The sequence below is a fragment of the Micromonospora taraxaci genome (genome assembly GCF_007830095.1).
Lineage (GTDB): Bacteria > Actinomycetota > Actinomycetes > Mycobacteriales > Micromonosporaceae > Micromonospora > Micromonospora taraxaci.
The window spans coordinates 70234-86129 of the sequence record NZ_VIWZ01000002.1 but is presented as its reverse complement, the minus strand read 5'-3'; the positions used below and the strand labels follow the sequence as shown (position 1 = coordinate 86129).

15 protein-coding genes are annotated in these 15896 nt (G+C 70.5%); all 15 read right to left on the bottom strand.

What is annotated here, in order from left to right; translation table 11 throughout:
• Positions 1-52: 52 nt before the first annotated feature.
• The 15 genes from FHU34_RS29525 to paaD all read right to left on the bottom strand — a co-directional run bounded on the left by FHU34_RS29525 (position 53) and on the right by paaD (position 15836).
• Positions 53-2560 carry an NADH-quinone oxidoreductase subunit G gene (locus tag FHU34_RS29525; protein WP_145785923.1) on the bottom strand — a complete coding sequence of 836 codons (2508 nt, stop codon included), beginning with the start codon at positions 2558-2560 and terminating at the stop codon, positions 53-55.
• Positions 2560-3876, bottom strand: a complete 1317-nt coding sequence (gene nuoF / locus FHU34_RS29520; RefSeq protein WP_145785922.1) for an NADH-quinone oxidoreductase subunit NuoF — start codon at positions 3874-3876, stop codon at positions 2560-2562. Before nuoF ends, FHU34_RS29525 begins: the two co-directional genes overlap by 1 nt.
• Positions 3873-5045, bottom strand: a complete 1173-nt coding sequence (gene nuoE, locus FHU34_RS29515; protein ID WP_145785921.1) for an NADH-quinone oxidoreductase subunit NuoE — start codon at positions 5043-5045, stop codon at positions 3873-3875. The genes nuoF and nuoE overlap by 4 nt, the downstream gene beginning before the upstream one ends.
• Positions 5042-6367, bottom strand: coding sequence for an NADH-quinone oxidoreductase subunit D (locus FHU34_RS29510; RefSeq protein ID WP_145785920.1), 1326 nt, complete (start codon positions 6365-6367; stop codon positions 5042-5044). The genes nuoE and FHU34_RS29510 overlap by 4 nt, the downstream gene beginning before the upstream one ends.
• Positions 6364-7101 carry an NADH-quinone oxidoreductase subunit C gene (locus FHU34_RS29505; RefSeq protein WP_145785919.1) on the bottom strand — a complete coding sequence of 246 codons (738 nt, stop codon included), beginning with the start codon at positions 7099-7101 and terminating at the stop codon, positions 6364-6366. The genes FHU34_RS29510 and FHU34_RS29505 overlap by 4 nt, the downstream gene beginning before the upstream one ends.
• Entirely contained in the window at positions 7098-7775 is a 678-nt protein-coding gene (locus FHU34_RS29500; protein ID WP_145785918.1) for a NuoB/complex I 20 kDa subunit family protein, read from the bottom strand. Before FHU34_RS29500 ends, FHU34_RS29505 begins: the two co-directional genes overlap by 4 nt.
• Before the next feature lie 14 nt (positions 7776-7789).
• Positions 7790-8155, bottom strand: a complete 366-nt coding sequence (locus tag FHU34_RS29495; protein WP_007454588.1) for an NADH-quinone oxidoreductase subunit A — start codon at positions 8153-8155, stop codon at positions 7790-7792.
• A gap of 135 nt (positions 8156-8290) precedes the next feature.
• Positions 8291-9568 carry a geranylgeranyl reductase family protein gene (locus FHU34_RS29490; protein ID WP_088986766.1) on the bottom strand — a complete coding sequence of 426 codons (1278 nt, stop codon included), beginning with the start codon at positions 9566-9568 and terminating at the stop codon, positions 8291-8293.
• A gap of 139 nt (positions 9569-9707) precedes the next feature.
• Positions 9708-9932, bottom strand: coding sequence for a hypothetical protein (locus FHU34_RS29485; RefSeq protein WP_130406437.1), 225 nt, complete (start codon positions 9930-9932; stop codon positions 9708-9710).
• 88 nt (positions 9933-10020) lie between these two features.
• Positions 10021-10755, bottom strand: coding sequence for a demethylmenaquinone methyltransferase (locus FHU34_RS29480; RefSeq protein WP_145785917.1), 735 nt, complete (start codon positions 10753-10755; stop codon positions 10021-10023).
• A 126-nt stretch (positions 10756-10881) separates the two neighbouring features.
• Entirely contained in the window at positions 10882-12150 is a 1269-nt protein-coding gene (locus FHU34_RS29475) for a cell wall anchor protein (protein WP_145785916.1), read from the bottom strand.
• 424 nt (positions 12151-12574) lie between these two features.
• Positions 12575-13765: a cyclic dehypoxanthinyl futalosine synthase gene (mqnC, locus tag FHU34_RS29470; RefSeq protein WP_145785915.1), complete on the bottom strand. Its 1191-nt coding sequence runs from the start codon at positions 13763-13765 to the stop codon at positions 12575-12577.
• Positions 13766-13843: 78 nt separating this feature from the next.
• A complete protein-coding gene (locus tag FHU34_RS29465; RefSeq protein ID WP_145785914.1) occupies positions 13844-14239 on the bottom strand; it encodes a hypothetical protein in 396 nt (131 codons plus the stop codon).
• Positions 14236-15345: a 1,2-phenylacetyl-CoA epoxidase subunit PaaE gene (gene paaE / locus FHU34_RS29460; RefSeq protein WP_145785913.1), complete on the bottom strand. Its 1110-nt coding sequence runs from the start codon at positions 15343-15345 to the stop codon at positions 14236-14238. The genes FHU34_RS29465 and paaE overlap by 4 nt, the downstream gene beginning before the upstream one ends.
• Complete coding sequence (gene paaD / locus FHU34_RS29455) at positions 15342-15836, bottom strand: 1,2-phenylacetyl-CoA epoxidase subunit PaaD (RefSeq protein ID WP_145786460.1); 495 nt, start codon at positions 15834-15836, stop codon at positions 15342-15344. The genes paaE and paaD overlap by 4 nt, the downstream gene beginning before the upstream one ends.
• Positions 15837-15896: the final 60 nt, after the last annotated feature.

Here is a 15896-nt window from a genome sequence, read left to right as displayed (position 1 = left end):
CTTTCGTTCGCGACTGCGGGGCTCACTCGCTGCGCTCGTTCACTCCTCGCGCTCACTGGTTACCCCCAGCGTTGAGGAGCGGACCCGGGAGACCGGTCTCGTCGGCCGCCAGACGCCCGGCCGGAACGGCCGCGCTCGGTGCGGGGACGGAGATCCGGACGACCGCGCCGGACGTCGCCCCGAGGCTGCGCCGCACTGTCGAACCGGGTGAGTTGGTCGGCAACCAGACCACGCCGTCCGGCATCTCGGTGAGCTCGGCCGGCAGGGTCAGCGCGCCCCGGTCGGTGCCGACAGTGACCGCGTCGCCGTCGACCACACCGAGCGCCTCGGCGGTGCCCTTGCCCAGCCGGACGACCGGCGGGCGGGCGGTGCCGGCGAGGTGCTCGTCGCCGTCGGTCAGGGTGCCCAGGTCGACCAGCTGGTGCCAGGTCGCCAGCACGGCCTCCCCGGCGCCCGGGTGCGGCACTCGGCCCGGCGCCACCGACGGGGCGGCCGGCCGGGACGTCCGGGTCGCCGGCAGCGAGCCCAGCTCACGGCGGATGCTCGGCACGTCGGCCGTGCCCAGCCGCACGTCGAGCAGCGCGGCCAGGGCGTCGAGCACCCGGCCGTCGGTCATCGCGGCGGTGTTCAGCACCGCCTCGAACGGACGCAGCCGGCCCTCCCAGTCGAGGAAGCTGCCGGACTTCTCGACCACCGGGGCGACCGGCAGCACCACGTTCGCCCGTCGGGTGACCGCGCTGGCACGCAGCTCCAGACTGACCAGGAACGGCACCGCGTCCAGGGCGGCGTCGGCCAGCCGGGGGTCGGCCAGGTCAGCCGGGTCGACACCACCGACGACCAGGGCGCCGAGCTGCCCGTTGGCGGCAGCGTTGAGGATGCCGTCGGTGTCCCGACCAGCCTGGCTCGGGATCACGCCGGCCGGGATGTCCCACGCCTCACCCAGCTCGGCCCGCGCGGCCGGCTCGGTCACCAGGCGTCCACCGGGGAGCAGGTTGGGCAGGCAGCCCGCGTCGACAGCGCCGCGGTCACCCGCGCGCCGCGGCACCCACACCAGCTTCGCTCCGGTACGCCGGGCCACGTCCGCAGCCGCGGAGAGCCCACCCGGCACACTGGCCAGCCGCTCACCCACGATCAGGATCGCGCCCGGCGCGCTCAGCGCCTCGGCGACAGTGGCGTGCTCGGCGAGCACGCTGGCCTCCTCGCCCGGCACCACCCGGGCCAGCTTGGCACCGAGCTTCTCCAAGCCGCGGGTCGCGAACGGCGCCAACGCGTACACCGTCAGGGTCTTCTTCAGGTACGCCTTGCGCAGTCGCAGGAAGAGGATGGGGCACTCCTCCTCCGGCTCCAGGCCGACCAGCACCACCGCCGGCGCGTTCTCCACGTCGGTGTAGGTCACGTCGGTGACGCCGGCGACCGAGCTGGCCAGGAAGTCGGCCTCCTCGCGGGAGACCGGTCGGGCCCGGAAGTCGATGTCGTTGGTGTTCAGCGCGACCCGGGCGAACTTCGCGTACGCGTAGGCGTCCTCGACGGTCAGCCGGCCGCCGGTGAGCACCGCCGTGCCCTGTCCGCTCTCCCGAGCGGTGTGCAGCCCTTCGGCGGCCACGGTGAGCGCCTCACTCCAGGACGCCTCCCGCAGCTCACCGGTGCGCTCGTCACGGACCAGCGGGGTGGTCAACCGGTCGGTGGCGCGGGTGTACTGGAAGCCCCAGCGGCCCTTGTCGCAGTTCCACTCCTCGTTGACCTCCGGCTCGTCGCCGGCCAGCCGGCGCAGCACCTTGCCGCGCCGCCAGTCGGTGCGCTGCCCGCAGCCGGCCGAGCAGTGCTCGCAGACGCTCGGGCTGGACACCAGGTCGAACGGGCGGGCCCGGAAGCGGTACTGGGCACCGGTCAGCGCACCCACCGGGCAGATCTGCACGGTGTTGCCGGAGAAGTAGGAGTTGAACGGGACGTCACCGGCGTCGCCTTCCTCGCCGTACGCGTCGTCCCGGTAGATGTTGATCTCCTCGGCGGACGACCGGCCCATCAGGTCGATGAACTTGTCGCCGGCGATCTCCTCGGAGAACCGGGTGCACCGCTGGCAGAGCACGCAACGCTCGCGGTCCAGCAGCACCTGGCTGCTGATCGCCATCGGCTTCTCGTACTCCCGCTTGTGCTCGTGGAAGCGCGAGTCGGTGCGGCCGGTGGACATGGCCTGGTTCTGGAGCGGGCACTCACCGCCCTTGTCACACATCGGGCAGTCCAGCGGGTGGTTGAGCAGCAGCAGCTCCATCACCCCCTCCTGCGCCTTCTTGGCCACCGGCGAGGTGATCTGGGTACGCACGACCATGCCGTCGGCGACGGCCTGGGTGCAGGAGGCCACCGGCTTGCGCTGGCCCTCCACCTCGACCAGGCACTGCCGGCACGCGCCGGCCGGGGCCAGCAGCGGGTGGTCGCAGAACCGGGGGATCTCGGTACCCATCTGCTCGGCGACCCGGATCAGCAGCGTCCCCTTGGGGGCGGTGACCTCGACGCCGTCGATGGTGAGGGTGACCATGTCGGTCTGCTTGGCTACGTCCGTCATCAGTGAGCTCCAACCAGCTGCTTGTCGGAGAGCTTCGGCGCGGTCCGTCCCTCGATGTAGTCGAGGTAGTCCTGCTTGAAGTACTGCAGCGACGAGGTCACCGAACTGGTCGCGCCGTCACCCAGGCCGCAGAACGAACGGCCGAGGATGTTGTCGCAGGTGTCCAGAAGGGTTTCCAGGTCCTCGTGGGTGCCCTGACCGGCGAGGATCCGCCGGTAGACCCGGACCATCCAGTAGTTGCCCTCGCGGCACGGGGTGCACTTGCCGCACGACTCGTGGTGGTAGAACTCCAGCCACCGGTACGTCGCGTAGACCGGGCAGTCCTGGTCGGAGAAGATCTGCGTGGCGGTGGTGCCGAGGATCGAGCCGGCCGCCGCCACCCCCTCGAAGTCCAGGGGCACGTCCAGGTGCTCGGCGGCGAGCAGCGGCGTGGACGAGCCGCCCGGGGTCCAGAACCGCAGGTTGTGGCCGGGCCGCATGCCGCCCGCCAACTCCAGCAGCTCGCGCAGGGTGACACCCATCGAGCACTCGTACTGGCCCGGGTTGGCCACCCGGCCGGACAGCGAGTAGATCATCGGCCCGGAGGACTTCTCGGTGCCCATGCTCTTCCACCAGTCGGCACCGCCGAGCACGATCGGCGGCACGCTGGCGATGGTGCCGACGTTGTTCACCACCGTCGGGCTCGCGTACAGGCCGTGGGTCGCCGGGAACGGCGGGCGCAGCCGGGGCTGACCCCGGAACCCCTCCAGGGAGTCCAGCAGCGCCGTCTCCTCGCCGCAGATGTACGCCCCGGCGCCGGAGTGCACCACCAGCTCCAGGTCGTAGCCGCTGCGCAGAATGTTGCGGCCGAGGTAGCCCTTGTCGTACGCCTCCTGGACCGCGTTGCGCAGCCGACGCGCGGCGTGCACCGCCTCGCCCCGGATGTAGATGTAGGCGCGGCTGGCCCGGATCGCGTACGACGCGATGATCACGCCCTCGACCAGCGCGTGCGGGTCGTGGGTCATGAGCGGCAGGTCCTTGCAGGTGCCCGGCTCGCCCTCATCGGCGTTGACCACCAGGTAGTGCGGCTTTCCGTCGCCCTGCGGGATGAAGCCCCACTTGAGACCGGTCGGGAAGCCCGCGCCACCCCGGCCCCGCAACCCCGAGTCCTTGATCAGCTGGATCAGGTCGTCCGGGTGTGCCTTGAGTGCCTTGCGTAGTGCGGCGTAACCGTCGAGCTGCTCGTACGTGCCGATGCGCCAGGCGTCCGGCGACAGCCAGCGCTTGGTCAGCACCGGCGTCAGCTTGGCCAGCGTCTCCGGGCGGGGAGTGGTCACTTCTGGGCCCCCGTTTCGCTCGCGTCCGCCGGTCCGGCGCCGTCGGCGTCAGTGCCAGCCTTCGCTTCGGTGAGGTTGCGCTCCTGCGCCCCGGCCTCGTCGCCGGCGGGCTTACCGTCGCCGGCCGGCGCGTTGGCGGCCACGCCGGCGGCCTCGGCCGACCGCGCGTCACCAGCCGCCGGCGCGGTGCCGGTGCCGTCCGTCGGGACCTTCGTGCCAGGGGCGTCCGGCGCTGCCGTGCTCGCGTCCGGCTGCCGGGTCTCGGCGGTACGCACCTGCGGCGACTTGTCGTCCGGTGCCTTCACGTCCGGTGCGGTGCTGCCGGTGGCGGCCTCGGGCTTCACCGGCTCGGCGACCCCGGCCGCTCCCGTCGGGGCGGACGCGCCGTCGCCACCCTTGACCGGGGCCGTGGTGGCCTCGACGGGCGCCGGCTTGGCGGCCTCCGCCTTCGCCTTCGCCTCGGCGGCGGCCTTGTCCGCCTCCGCCTTGCTGCGGATCGGGGTGTTCGGGTCGAAGCCCGGCACCGAGACGCCGTGCTGCTGCGCCAGCCGCAACCCGCGCAGGGTGGGCTCGCCCGGTCCGCCGTCGGCGACCGCGCCGTCACGCTCGTCGGCGAAGCCGGCGAGCTGCACAGCCATTTCCTTGAGGGTGCAGAGCCGGGCGCCGCGGGTCGGCATCGGCCGCCCGCCCGCCCGCAGCTCGTCCACGACACCGACCGCTGTGGACGCGTCCACGCCGTCGAAGAAGTCGTAGTTGACGGTCATCACCGGGCCGTAGTCGCACGCCGCCAGGCACTCGGCGTGCTCCAGCGTGATCGTGCCGTCGGCGGTCGTCTCGTCGTGCCCCACGCCCAGGTGCTCGGAGAGGGTGTCGTAGACCTCCTGGCCACCGAGCACGTTGCACATGGTGTTGGTGCAGACGCTGACCAGGAAGTCACCGGTCGGCTTGCGCTTGTACATCGTGTAGAAGGTGGCCACCGCGCCGACCTGGGCCTTGTTCAGCCCCAACACCTCGGCGCAGAAGGCGACCCCGGCCGGCGAGACGTACCCCTCTTCGGCCTGCACCAGGTGCAGCAGGGGCAGCAGCGCCGAGCGGGACCGGTCCGCCGGGTAACGGGCGATGATCTCGCGCGCCCGCTCCCGGGTCTCGTCAGTGAAAGTCGTCGTCATCGGTCACACCCACCCATCACCGGGTCCAACGAGGCGCCGCCGGCGATCACGTCGGCGATCAGGCCGCCCTCGGCCATCGCCGGGAGGGCCTGGAGGTTGACGAAGCTGGGCTCCCGGTAGTGCACCCGGTACGGCCGGGTGCCACCGTCGGACACCGCGTGCACGCCCAGCTCGCCGCGGGGTGCCTCGATGGCGACGTACACCTGGCCGGGCGGAACCCGGAAGCCCTCGGTCACCAGCTTGAAGTGGTGGATCAGCGACTCCATCGACTGACCCATGATCTTCGCGACGTGCTCCAGGGAGTTGCCCATGCCGTCCACGCCGATGGCCAACTGCGCCGGCCAGGCAATCTTGCGGTCGGCGACCATCACCGGGCCCGGACGGAGCCGGTCCAGGGCCTGCTCGACCAGCTTCATCGACTCCCGGATCTCGGCGAGCCGGACCTGGTAGCGGCCCCACACGTCGCCGTCGGGGTGGGTCGGCACGTCGAACTCGTACGTCTCGTAGCCGCAGTACGGCATGGTCTTGCGCAGGTCCCAGGCGAGGCCGGCGGAGCGCAGCACCGGGCCGGTGATGCCGAGCGCCACACAGCCGGTCACGTCCAGCACCGCGACGTTCTTCGTCCGCTCGGTCCAGATCGGCTGGCCGGAGAGCAGGTCCTCGTACTCCTTGAGCTTCTTCGGCATCATCTTGAGGAACTCGCGGATCTTGCGGACCGCGTCGTCCGGCACGTCCTGCGCGACCCCACCCGGCCGGACGTACGCGTGGTTCATGCGCAGACCGGTGATGGTCTCGAAGATGTCGAGGATGTACTCCCGCTCGCGGAAGCCGTACAGCATGATCGAGATCGCGCCCAGCTCCATGCCGGTGGTGGCCAGCCAGACCAGGTGCGACGAGATCCGGTTGAGCTCCATCATCAGCACGCGGATGGTGGTGGCCCGCTCGGTGATGTCGTCGGTGATGCCCAGCAGCTTCTCGACCGCGAGGGCGTACGCCGTCTCGTTGAAGATCGGGGCGAGGTAGTCCATCCGGGTCACGAACGTCGAGCCCTGAACCCAGTTGCGGTATTCGAGGTTCTTCTCGATGCCGGTGTGCAGGTAGCCGACGACGGATCGGGCCTCGCGGACCGTCTCGCCCTCCAGCTCCAGGATCAGCCGCAGCACCCCGTGCGTGGACGGGTGCTGCGGACCCATGTTGACGACGATCCGCTCGTCGTTGATCGGGTCGGTGCCCGAGACGATCGTGTCCCAGTCCCCACCGGTGACGGTGAAGACCCGACCCTCGTCGGTCTCGTGCTCGCTGGCGTAGTTCGACGTCGTCACTGGTACGACCTCCGCTCGTTCGGCGGCTGGATCTCCGCACCCTTGTACTCGACGGGCACGCCGCCGAGCGGGTAGTCCTTGCGCTGCGGGTGACCCTCCCAGTCGTCCGGCATGAGGATCCGGGTCAGGTTGGGGTGGCCGTCGAAGACGATGCCGAACATGTCGTACGCCTCCCGCTCCTGCCAGTCAGCGGTCGGGTAGACGGCGGTCACGCTGGGCAGGTGCGGCGCCTCGACGGAGACCGCGGCCTCCAGCCGGACCCGCCGCCGGTACGTCATCGAGGTGAGCAGGTAGACCACGTGCAGCCGACGCTCGTCCGCGCCCAGGTAGTCCACGCCGGACACCGACGAGCACAGCTCGAACCGCAGGGCCAGGTCGTCCCGCATCACCTGGCAGACCTCGGCGATCCGCTCCGGGCGTACGTGCAGGGTCAGCTCACCCCGGTCGACAACGACCTTCTCGATCGCGTCGCCGAAGGCCGGGTACGCCTCCTCCAACGCGTCGCGGACCTCGTCGAAGTAGCCCCCGTACGGCCGGGACGCCTCCTCGATGGGCTGGCGCTGGCGGACCAGGCCGCCGTAGCCGGACACGTCGCCGGTGCCCTGGTTGCCGAACATGCCGCGCCCCGCCGGACTGGCCGGCGGGTACTCGGCCGGGGCGGTGCTGCTGGCGCCGACCGGCGTGACCGGTACCGGCACCCCGCCGTCGTTGGGCTTGTCCGTGGGTGACGTCATTTCGGGCCTACCTGCGGGTGGAGGTGGTTCTGAGCGTTCATCCAGTTCTCGATCCGCAGCTGCTCCTCGCGTCCCTCGCGGACCGCCCTGGTCCACTCGGCACGCCGGGCCTTGTCGTTGCGGTACGAGGAGGGCATGGAGCCGTAGGGCACGACGGGGACGTCGCCGCGCTCCTGGCGGGCCGCCAGCATCTTGCGGCCGTTCGGGCCCAGCGGCTCATACATGATCTTCTCGCGGAGCTTGAGGATCGCGTCGATGAGCATCTCCGGCCGCGGCGGGCAGCCGGGCAGGTACATGTCGACCGGCACCACGTGGTCGACGCCCTGCACGATCGCGTAGTTGTTGAACATGCCGCCACTGCTCGCGCAGACGCCCATGGAGAGCACCCAGCGCGGCTCGGCCATCTGGTCGTAGATCTGGCGCAGCACCGGGGCCATCTTCTGACTCACCCGGCCGGCGACGATCATCAGGTCGGCCTGCCGGGGCGACGCCCGGAAGACCTCCATGCCCCAGCGGCCCATGTCGTAGTGCGGACCACCGGCGGCCATCATCTCGATGGCGCAGCAGGCCAGGCCGAAGGTCGCGCCCCACACGGACGACTTCCGGGACCAGTTGACCAGCTTCTCCACCGAGGTGAGCAGGACGCCGGCGGGAAGCTTCTCCTCGATGCCCATCTGACGTTCCTTCCTCAGTCCCAGTCCAGGCCGCCGCGCCGCCACACGTAGGCGTACGCAACGAAGACCGCGACGATGAACAGGACCATCTCCACGAAGCCGAAGATCGGCAGAGCGTCGAACGAGACCGCCCAGGGGTAGAGGAAGATGATCTCGATGTCGAAGACGATGAAGAGCATCGCCGTCAGGTAGAACTTGATCGGGAACCGGCCGCCGCCGACCGGCTGCGGGCTGGGCTCGATGCCGCACTCGTAAGCCTCGAGTTTGGCCTTGTTGTATCGACGGGGACCGGCGAAGCGGGCGGCGCCGACGGAAAACAGCGAGAACGCCGCGGCGAGGGCGAACAGCCCGATGATCGGTGCGTAAGGCGAGAGCGACATCGTTTTCTCCTGCTCGTCCTTCCCTGCCCTCGGTGCTTGACGAAAATCACACTATTCACGTCCCTCGCAGTGGCAGTCGGCGGGGGTCGATCTTTGTCGGCGTCGGGGCCGTGACCAGCACCGATGCCGTCCTACTTACACAGCCGGCGCGGCCTTCGTCATCGCGTTGATGACCCGGTCCATCGCATCCCCACCACGGGGATCGGTCAGGTTGGCCAACAGCTTGAGCACGAAACGCATCAGCGTCGGGTGCGGCATGCCGTGTTTGGTGGCGATGCGCATGATCTCCGGGCGGCCGATCAGTTTCACGAAGATGCCGCCCAGCCGGTAGTAGCCGCCGAGCCGTGCCTTCAGCTCGTTCGGGTACGCCATCAGCGCCCGTTCCCGCTCCGGACCGGCCGGCCGCGCGAGAGCCTGGACCACGACCTCCGCCGCCAGCTCGCCGGACTCCATCGCGTACGCGATGCCCTCGCCGTTGAACGGGTTGACCATGCCGCCCGAGTCACCGACCAGCAGCACGCCACGGGTGTAGTGCGGGACCCGGTTGAAGCCCATCGGCAGCGCGGCACCCAGGATCGGGCCGTCGGCGTTGGCCTCGTCGGTCATCCCCCAGTCTTCGGGGGTGTTGGCGAGCCAGTCGGTGAGCAGCCGGCGGTAGTTGGTCTTGCCGAACGCGGAGGACGAGTTGAGCACGCCGAGGCCGACGTTGACCCGACCGTCACCGAGGCCGAAGATCCAGCCGTAGCCGGGCAGCAGGTTGTCGCCGCTGTCCTTGCTGCGCAGCTCCAACCAGGATTCGAGGTAGTTGTCCTCGTGCTTGGCCGGCGAGCGGTAGTAGCGGCGGACGGCCACGCCGATCGGCCGGTCCTCCCGCTTGGCCAGCCCGAGCGCGAGCGGGAAGCGGCCGGAGACCCCGTCCGCCGCGACGACCAGCGGGGCGTGGAAGGTGGCGGGCTCCTTGCCCGGGCCGACCTCCGCCTCGACGCCGGTGACGCGGCCGTCACCGTCGAGCACCGGGCCCAGCACGTTGACGTTGGTACGCAGTTTGGCGCCGGCAGCCACCGCCCGCTGGGCGAGCAGGTCGTCGAAGTCCAGCCTCGTACGCACCAGGCCGTAGTTGGGGAAGCTGGCGAGCTCCGGCCAGTCCAGTTCGAGGCGTACGCCGCCACCGATGACACGCAGACCGCGGTTGTGCAGCCAGCCCGCCTCGGGCGAGGTGTCCACACCCATCCTGATGAGCTGGCGCACGGCGCGCGGGGTCAACCCGTCGCCGCAGACCTTCTCGCGCGGGAACTCGGTCTTCTCCAGCAACAGCACCCGTACGCCGTGCCGGGCCAGGTGGTACGCAGTCGCTGACCCACCGGGACCGGCGCCCACGACGATGACATCGGCATCGTGTTCCACCGCGGTCATTCGCGCCTCCTCCCGCACGCTCGTGAAATGCTTCACAAGCCAGACGGGACGAGTGTATGACCGGCGTCATACCAGCGCAGGATCAGGGGTACCTAACTCGCCGATGTGACAGTCCACGACCGTCCACAGCAGGCAGGTGTCAGGCCGGACTGGGGGCGTCCAGCCCCGCATCGACCCGGATGGTCTCCGGCAGATGCTCACGGAGCGCTCCACCCGCTGCCCGGTCGAGTGCCGCCAACACCTCGGCGACCACCTGCCGGACCTCCACCGGATCGGCGCCGGCCAACGCACGTAACTGCGCGATGAGTTCCGCCGCGTCGTCGTCGGTGGCGGCCACCGGGTCCGCCGGGTCTGCTCCGGTCATACGATCCAGCGTACGGGGCAAAGTGGACTATAGACTGATATTCACGGAACCTGAATAATGTCCGTACCGTTCCGTACGGTGCCAGCCGCTACTCGCGGATGCCCCGGTGCAGAGCCACCACGCCACCGGTCAGGTTGCGCCACGCCACCCGTCCCCACCCGGCCGAGGCGACCCGCCCGGCCAGTGCGGCCTGGTCCGGCCAGGCCCGGACCGACTCGGCGAGGTAGACGTACGCCTCGGGGTTGCTCGACACCGCACGGGCGACCGCCGGCAGCGACCGCATCAGGTACGACAGGTAGACGGTCCGGAAGACGGGGTTGACCGGGGTGCTGAACTCGCACACCGTCAGCCGCCCACCCGGCCGGGTCACCCGCGCCAACTCCCGCAGGGCCGCGTCGGTGTCGTTGACGTTGCGCAACGCGAAGGAGATGGTCACCGCGTCGAAGCTGGCATCGGCGAACGGCAGTCGCAGCGCGTCTCCGGCCAGCAGCGGCACCTCGGGGCGGGACCGCTTGCCGGCGTACAGCATGCCCAGCGACAGGTCGACCCCGACCGCGTACGCCCCCGACTGGGCCAGCTCACGGGTTGAGACGCCGGTGCCGGCGCCCACGTCCAGCACGCGCTCGCCCGGACGCAACCCGAGCGCCGCCCGGGTGGACCGGCGCCAGGAGCGGTCCTGACCCAGGGAGATCACCGTGTTGGTCAGGTCGTAGCGCTCGGCCACACCGTCGAACATCGCGGCGACCTCGTGCGGCTGCTTGTCCAGGCTGGCTCGCTGGCCCTGCGGATTACGGCTCACCCCACCACTCTGCCAGCCGTCCATCGACCGACGCTCGGAGGGTGGCGTGGCCCGCGCCGGGCATGCGAAAGGGCGGGGTGGTCGCCACCCCGCCCTCGCGTCGTGCCCGCCTGCCGCCGCTCTCACCCATGCGGCCTGGAAGCGGATTCGTCAGTCGGTCGACTTCTCGTCGCCGGGGGCGACCAGGACGACCTTGCGCCGGCGGGAGAGCACCAGCAGGGCGCCGCCCGCGAGCAGGATGAGCACACCGATGCCACCGATCAGGCCGGCCTGCACACCGGTCACCGGCAACCCACCGCCGCCGCCGGCAGCCGGCGAGGTGGTGGTGCCCGGGGTGGACGTACCGGACGGAGTGGACGTGCCGGTCGGCGTCGCCGTGGGCGTGGGAGTGGCGGTCGGCGTGGGAGTCGCGGTCGGCGTCGGCGTCGGCGAGGCGGTCAGGTCCACGAACGCCTCGAAGGTGGTGTGGTTGTCCATCACGTCGACCTCGGTGAACGCCTTGCGCTGCGCCTGGCTCGCCACCTCCGGCTCCTCCTCGGGCTGCCCAGCGGCACCGTCCAGCCCGTACGCGAAGAGGTCACCCTCGTGCAGCACCGGCTCGGTCACGTCGTCGCCGACTGTCACCCGGACGTCGGAGGTGTAGTACTCCCCCGGCTCGACGACCGCACCGGCGTCCTCACAGAACAGCTGCTGCTTGCCCTGGAACACCTGCTCGAGGCAGCCCTCCGGCTTCTGCGCGAAGGTGACGCCCACCGGCAGGGTCAGGCCGTAGAAGATGCCCGTCGCCTTCTGACTGCCGTCGTTGTAGACCGCCCAGTCCAGTGGCACCGTCTCGCCGCGCCGTACCGGACGGAGGTTGGGATCGTCGCCCTTGACGCCGTTCACCACCACGTTGGCCTGGACGTCCTGCACCCAACTGGTCAGGTCGTAGCCGGGCTTGGCGACGGTGATGGCGTGCTCGACCTTGTTGTCGCCGCGCTTGGGGTCGACGGTGGTCGACTTGATGGTGACCACCAGCGTGCCGGCGTCGCCACGACCACCGGTGGAGAACAGCGGGATGCCGAATTCCTCGCTGGTGCCGGCCGGCAGATCGCCGAGCGCGCAGGTGAACGTCTTGCCCTTCACCTGGCAACCGTCGGGCACCACGAAGCCGATCTTGTTCTTCTTCAACTGGCTGACGTTGGCGGTGTAGCTGACGCCCTTGGCGGCAACCGTGCTCCGGCTGTTGTCGACCCGGAACTTGAACGGCTTGGCCTTGGCCTGCGTGACGCCCTTGGCCAGCTCGTAGCTGAGCGGCACCAGGGCCAGGTCGGCCTGGCCGGCGGCCTGCGCGGGGGCGGCCACGGTGGACAGGCCACCGGCCGCGAGCAGAGCCACGACACCGGCGCGGGCCAGGGCCGAGCGGTGGAACGCTGTCATCAGTCCCCCGGGGGTAGGGAAGAAGGAGTTGCGGAACGAGCGGACGGTATCGGAGGCCGATCTCCCACGCCAGCGGGCGCACCCGATTTCATCCGTCCGGCCCGACCTGCGCAGACGGTACGGGCGGGATGGTCACCCATCCCGCCCGTACCGCCGTGCGTTATATGAACGACCCGCAACGGGCCGATGGAGGACGAACTCACGACGAGGACCGCCGGACCATCCGCCACCAGCACGATCACACCGATCTCGGCAACCGACGGTGGCAATGGATACGAGCGGCGACGCTAGCCGTCGGCGATCATCTCCACCAGCCCCACGCCGGGCAGCCTGACGAAGCGGCGACGGGGACCACCCGTACCGCCGGGGCGTTCCGGCGGGAGCATGAGCGGTGGTCAGCCGAACGGCCGGGCGTCGAGAGGCGTCAGTTGACCTCGACCAGCGGCAGGGACTTGCCCGCGCCGCCGCCGGGCAGCGCGATCGAGGAGAAGTGCGAGACCACCCGCTCGTCGGTCGGGTCGTCGGCGGGCGTCTGGTGCACGGCGAGCCGGTTGTAGAGGGTGTCCCGTTGCGCGGGGATCCGGTCCGCCGAGCGGATCATGCCGATCAGCTCGTGCAGGTTGGAACGGTGCCGCGCACCGGCGGAGGAGATGACGTTCTCCTCCAGCATGATCGAGCCGAGGTCGTCCACGCCCATGTGCAACGCGAGCTGGCCGACGTCCTTGCCGGTGGTCAGCCAGGACGCCTGCAGGTGCGGAACGGTCTCGAAGAAGAGCCGGGCCACCGCGACCAGCCGCAGGTATTCCAGCGTGGTCGCCTGGGTGCGGCCCTTGAGGTGGTTGTTCTCCGGCTGGTACGTCCACGGGATGAAGGACCGGAAACCGAGGGTGCGGTCCTGCACGTCCCGGATCATGCGCAGGTGCTCGATCCGCTCGGCGTGCGTCTCGCCGGTGCCCATCATCATGGTGGCGGTCGACTCGATGCCCTGCCGGTGGGCCAGCTCCATGACCTCCAGCCAGCGCTCGCCCGACTCCTTGAGCGGCGCGATGGCCTTCCGCGGCCGCTCGGGCAGCATCTCCGCACCGGCGCCGGCGATCGAGTCCAGGCCGGCGGTCTTGATCCGGGCGATGGCCTCGTCCAGGCTCACCCCGGACACCTTCGCCATGTGCAGGATCTCGCTCGGGCCGATCGAGTGGATGACCAACTGCGGGTAGGCCTGCTTGACCGAGGAGAACAGCTCCTCGTAGTACTCCACGCCGTAGTCCGGGTGGTGCCCGCCCTGGAGCATCACCTGGGTCGCGCCCAGCTCGACCGCCTCGCCGCACCGGCGCAGGATCTCCTCGGTCGGGTGGGTCCACCCTTCCTTGTGCTTGGGCGCGCGGTAGAACGCGCAGAACTTGCACGCCGTCACGCAGACGTTCGTGTAGTTGATGTTGCGGTCGATCAGGTAGGTGACGACGTTGTCCGGGTAGCGCCGCCGGCGCACCGCGTCCGCCGCCTCGCCCAACGCGTGGAAGGGCGCCTCGGTGTAGAGCAGCAACGCCTCCTCGGGCGTGATCCGCCCGCCGTCCGCACCGCGCTGCAGGATGTCGTCGATCTCCCGGCTCACCGTCACAGTCCGAGCCTACGTCGCCTCACCCGACTCGACCGCCTGGCCCCGTCGAGGTGCGGCACGTCCCACAGCCGCAGCCGGTCAGCTCTCGCGCACCTCGATGCGTATGTCGTAGGTGTCCCGCAGCTCGGCGGCGAGCACCGGGCCCGCCCATGCCGGCACGTACGCCTCCCACCACGGCATCTCACGTCGCGCCGGTATTCGCTGCTCGGAGAGCACCGCCCGGAACCGCTCGTCCGCCGCCGCGACCCGCTCCCGGACCCACCCCATCTGCGGAAAGCCGGACAACCGTTCATCGGTCAGCATCCTGTCGATGGTGTGCCGGATGCTGAGGTCGAACCAGTACTCGTCGAGGTTGTCGTCGTAGCCCTCCTCGCAGAACCCGACGACCTGTTCCCACCCCTCCACGAGGCCGGTCGGTCGCCGGCCCCCGGTCACCTCCGCGAACCGTTCCACGAACTGCCGGTCGTCGGTCATGCGTCGTAGTCGACAGTGAGCTTGTCGGTGGTCGGGCTGGACTGGCAGGTCAGCACGTAGCCGGCGGCCAGCTCGTCCGGCTCCAGCGCGTAGTTGCGGGCCATCGTGACCGCGCCGTCCACGACCTTCGCCTTGCAGGTCGAGCAGACGCCACCCTTGCAGGCGTACGGCAGCTCCCCGCGCACCTTGAGCGCGGCGTCCAGCACCCGCTCCTCGCGACCCATCGTGAAACTGGACGACCGACCGTCCAGCACGATTGTCACCTCGGCTCCGGCGCCGGCCTGGTCGACGGGACGGCGGACCGGCTCCGGCGGGGCGTCGACATGGAACAGCTCGGTATGCACCGCCGACTCGGGCAGCCCTCGACCGGTCAACACGTCCCGGACGTCGACCACCATGCCGTACGGGCCGCAGAGGAACCACTCCTCGATCAGGTCGCCCGGCACGATGCTGCCGAGCAACCGACCCAACCGCTCCGCGTCGATCCGACCGGAAAGCAGCGGAGACTCGCCCTGCTCCCGGGACAGCACGTGCACCAGGTGCAGCCGGGTGGGATAGCGGTCCTTCAGGTCGGCCAGCTCCTCGGCGAACATCACGGTGTTCGCCGTGCGGTTGCCGTACACCAGTGTGAAGGTGCTGGCCGGCTCGACGGCCAGGGCGGTCGCGACCAGCCCGAGCACCGGCGTGATGCCGGAGCCGGCGACGACCGCGCCGTAGTGCCGCACCCGGTCCGGCGCGAACGCCGTGGTGAACGTGCCCAGCGGCGGCAGCACCTCGACAGTGTCGCCACTGCGCAGCGCGCCGCAGGCGAACGCCGAGAACGCCCCGCCGGGAACCTCCCGCACCCCGATCCGCAACCGGCCGCGCCGGGCCAGGTCGTCGGGGGTCGAGCAGATCGAGTACGACCGGCGCACGTCCGTGCCGTCCTCGGCCACGCGACGGACGGTGAGGTGCTGGCCCGCGCGGAACGCGAAGATCTCCCGCAATTCCTCGGGTACGGCGAAGGTCACCGCGACCGAGTCGTCGGTGAGCCGGTCGACAGCGGCGACCGACAACGGGTGAAAGACCGGCCGCCGGCGGACCGGGCGGGTGATGGTGACAGTCACAGCGCCTTCAGGTGGTCGAAGGGTTCGGAGCAGGAGCGGCACCGCCACAGCGCCTTGCACGCGGTGGAGCCGAACCGGCTGACCTGCTCGGTCTCCGGTGACCCGCACTGCGGGCAGCGGACCGCGAGGGTCAGCGCCACGACGCCGGCGGCCGGCGTCACCGGGGCCGGGGGTGCGATCCCGGCGGCGGCGAGCTTCGCCCGCCCCTCAGCGGAGATCCAGTCGGTGCTCCACGGTGGGCTGAAGACGGTACGGATCTCGGCCTCCGGGTGACCCGCGACCGCGAGCGCACGGCGGATGTCAGCCCGGATGACGTCCATCGCCGGGCAGCCGGTGTAGGTCGGGGTGATGGTGACGGTGACCCGACCAGTGGCCGGATCCTCCTCGACGGCCCGCAGGATGCCCAGCTCGTCGATGGTGATGACCCGGATCTCCGGGTCCACCACACTCGCCGCTGCCGTCCTCGCGTCGGTGCCGGCCTGCGTGGTGATGCTTCGCGACGGCGCGCTCACCGAGCCGTCTTCGTTCGCGGCTGCGGGGCTCCGCTGCGC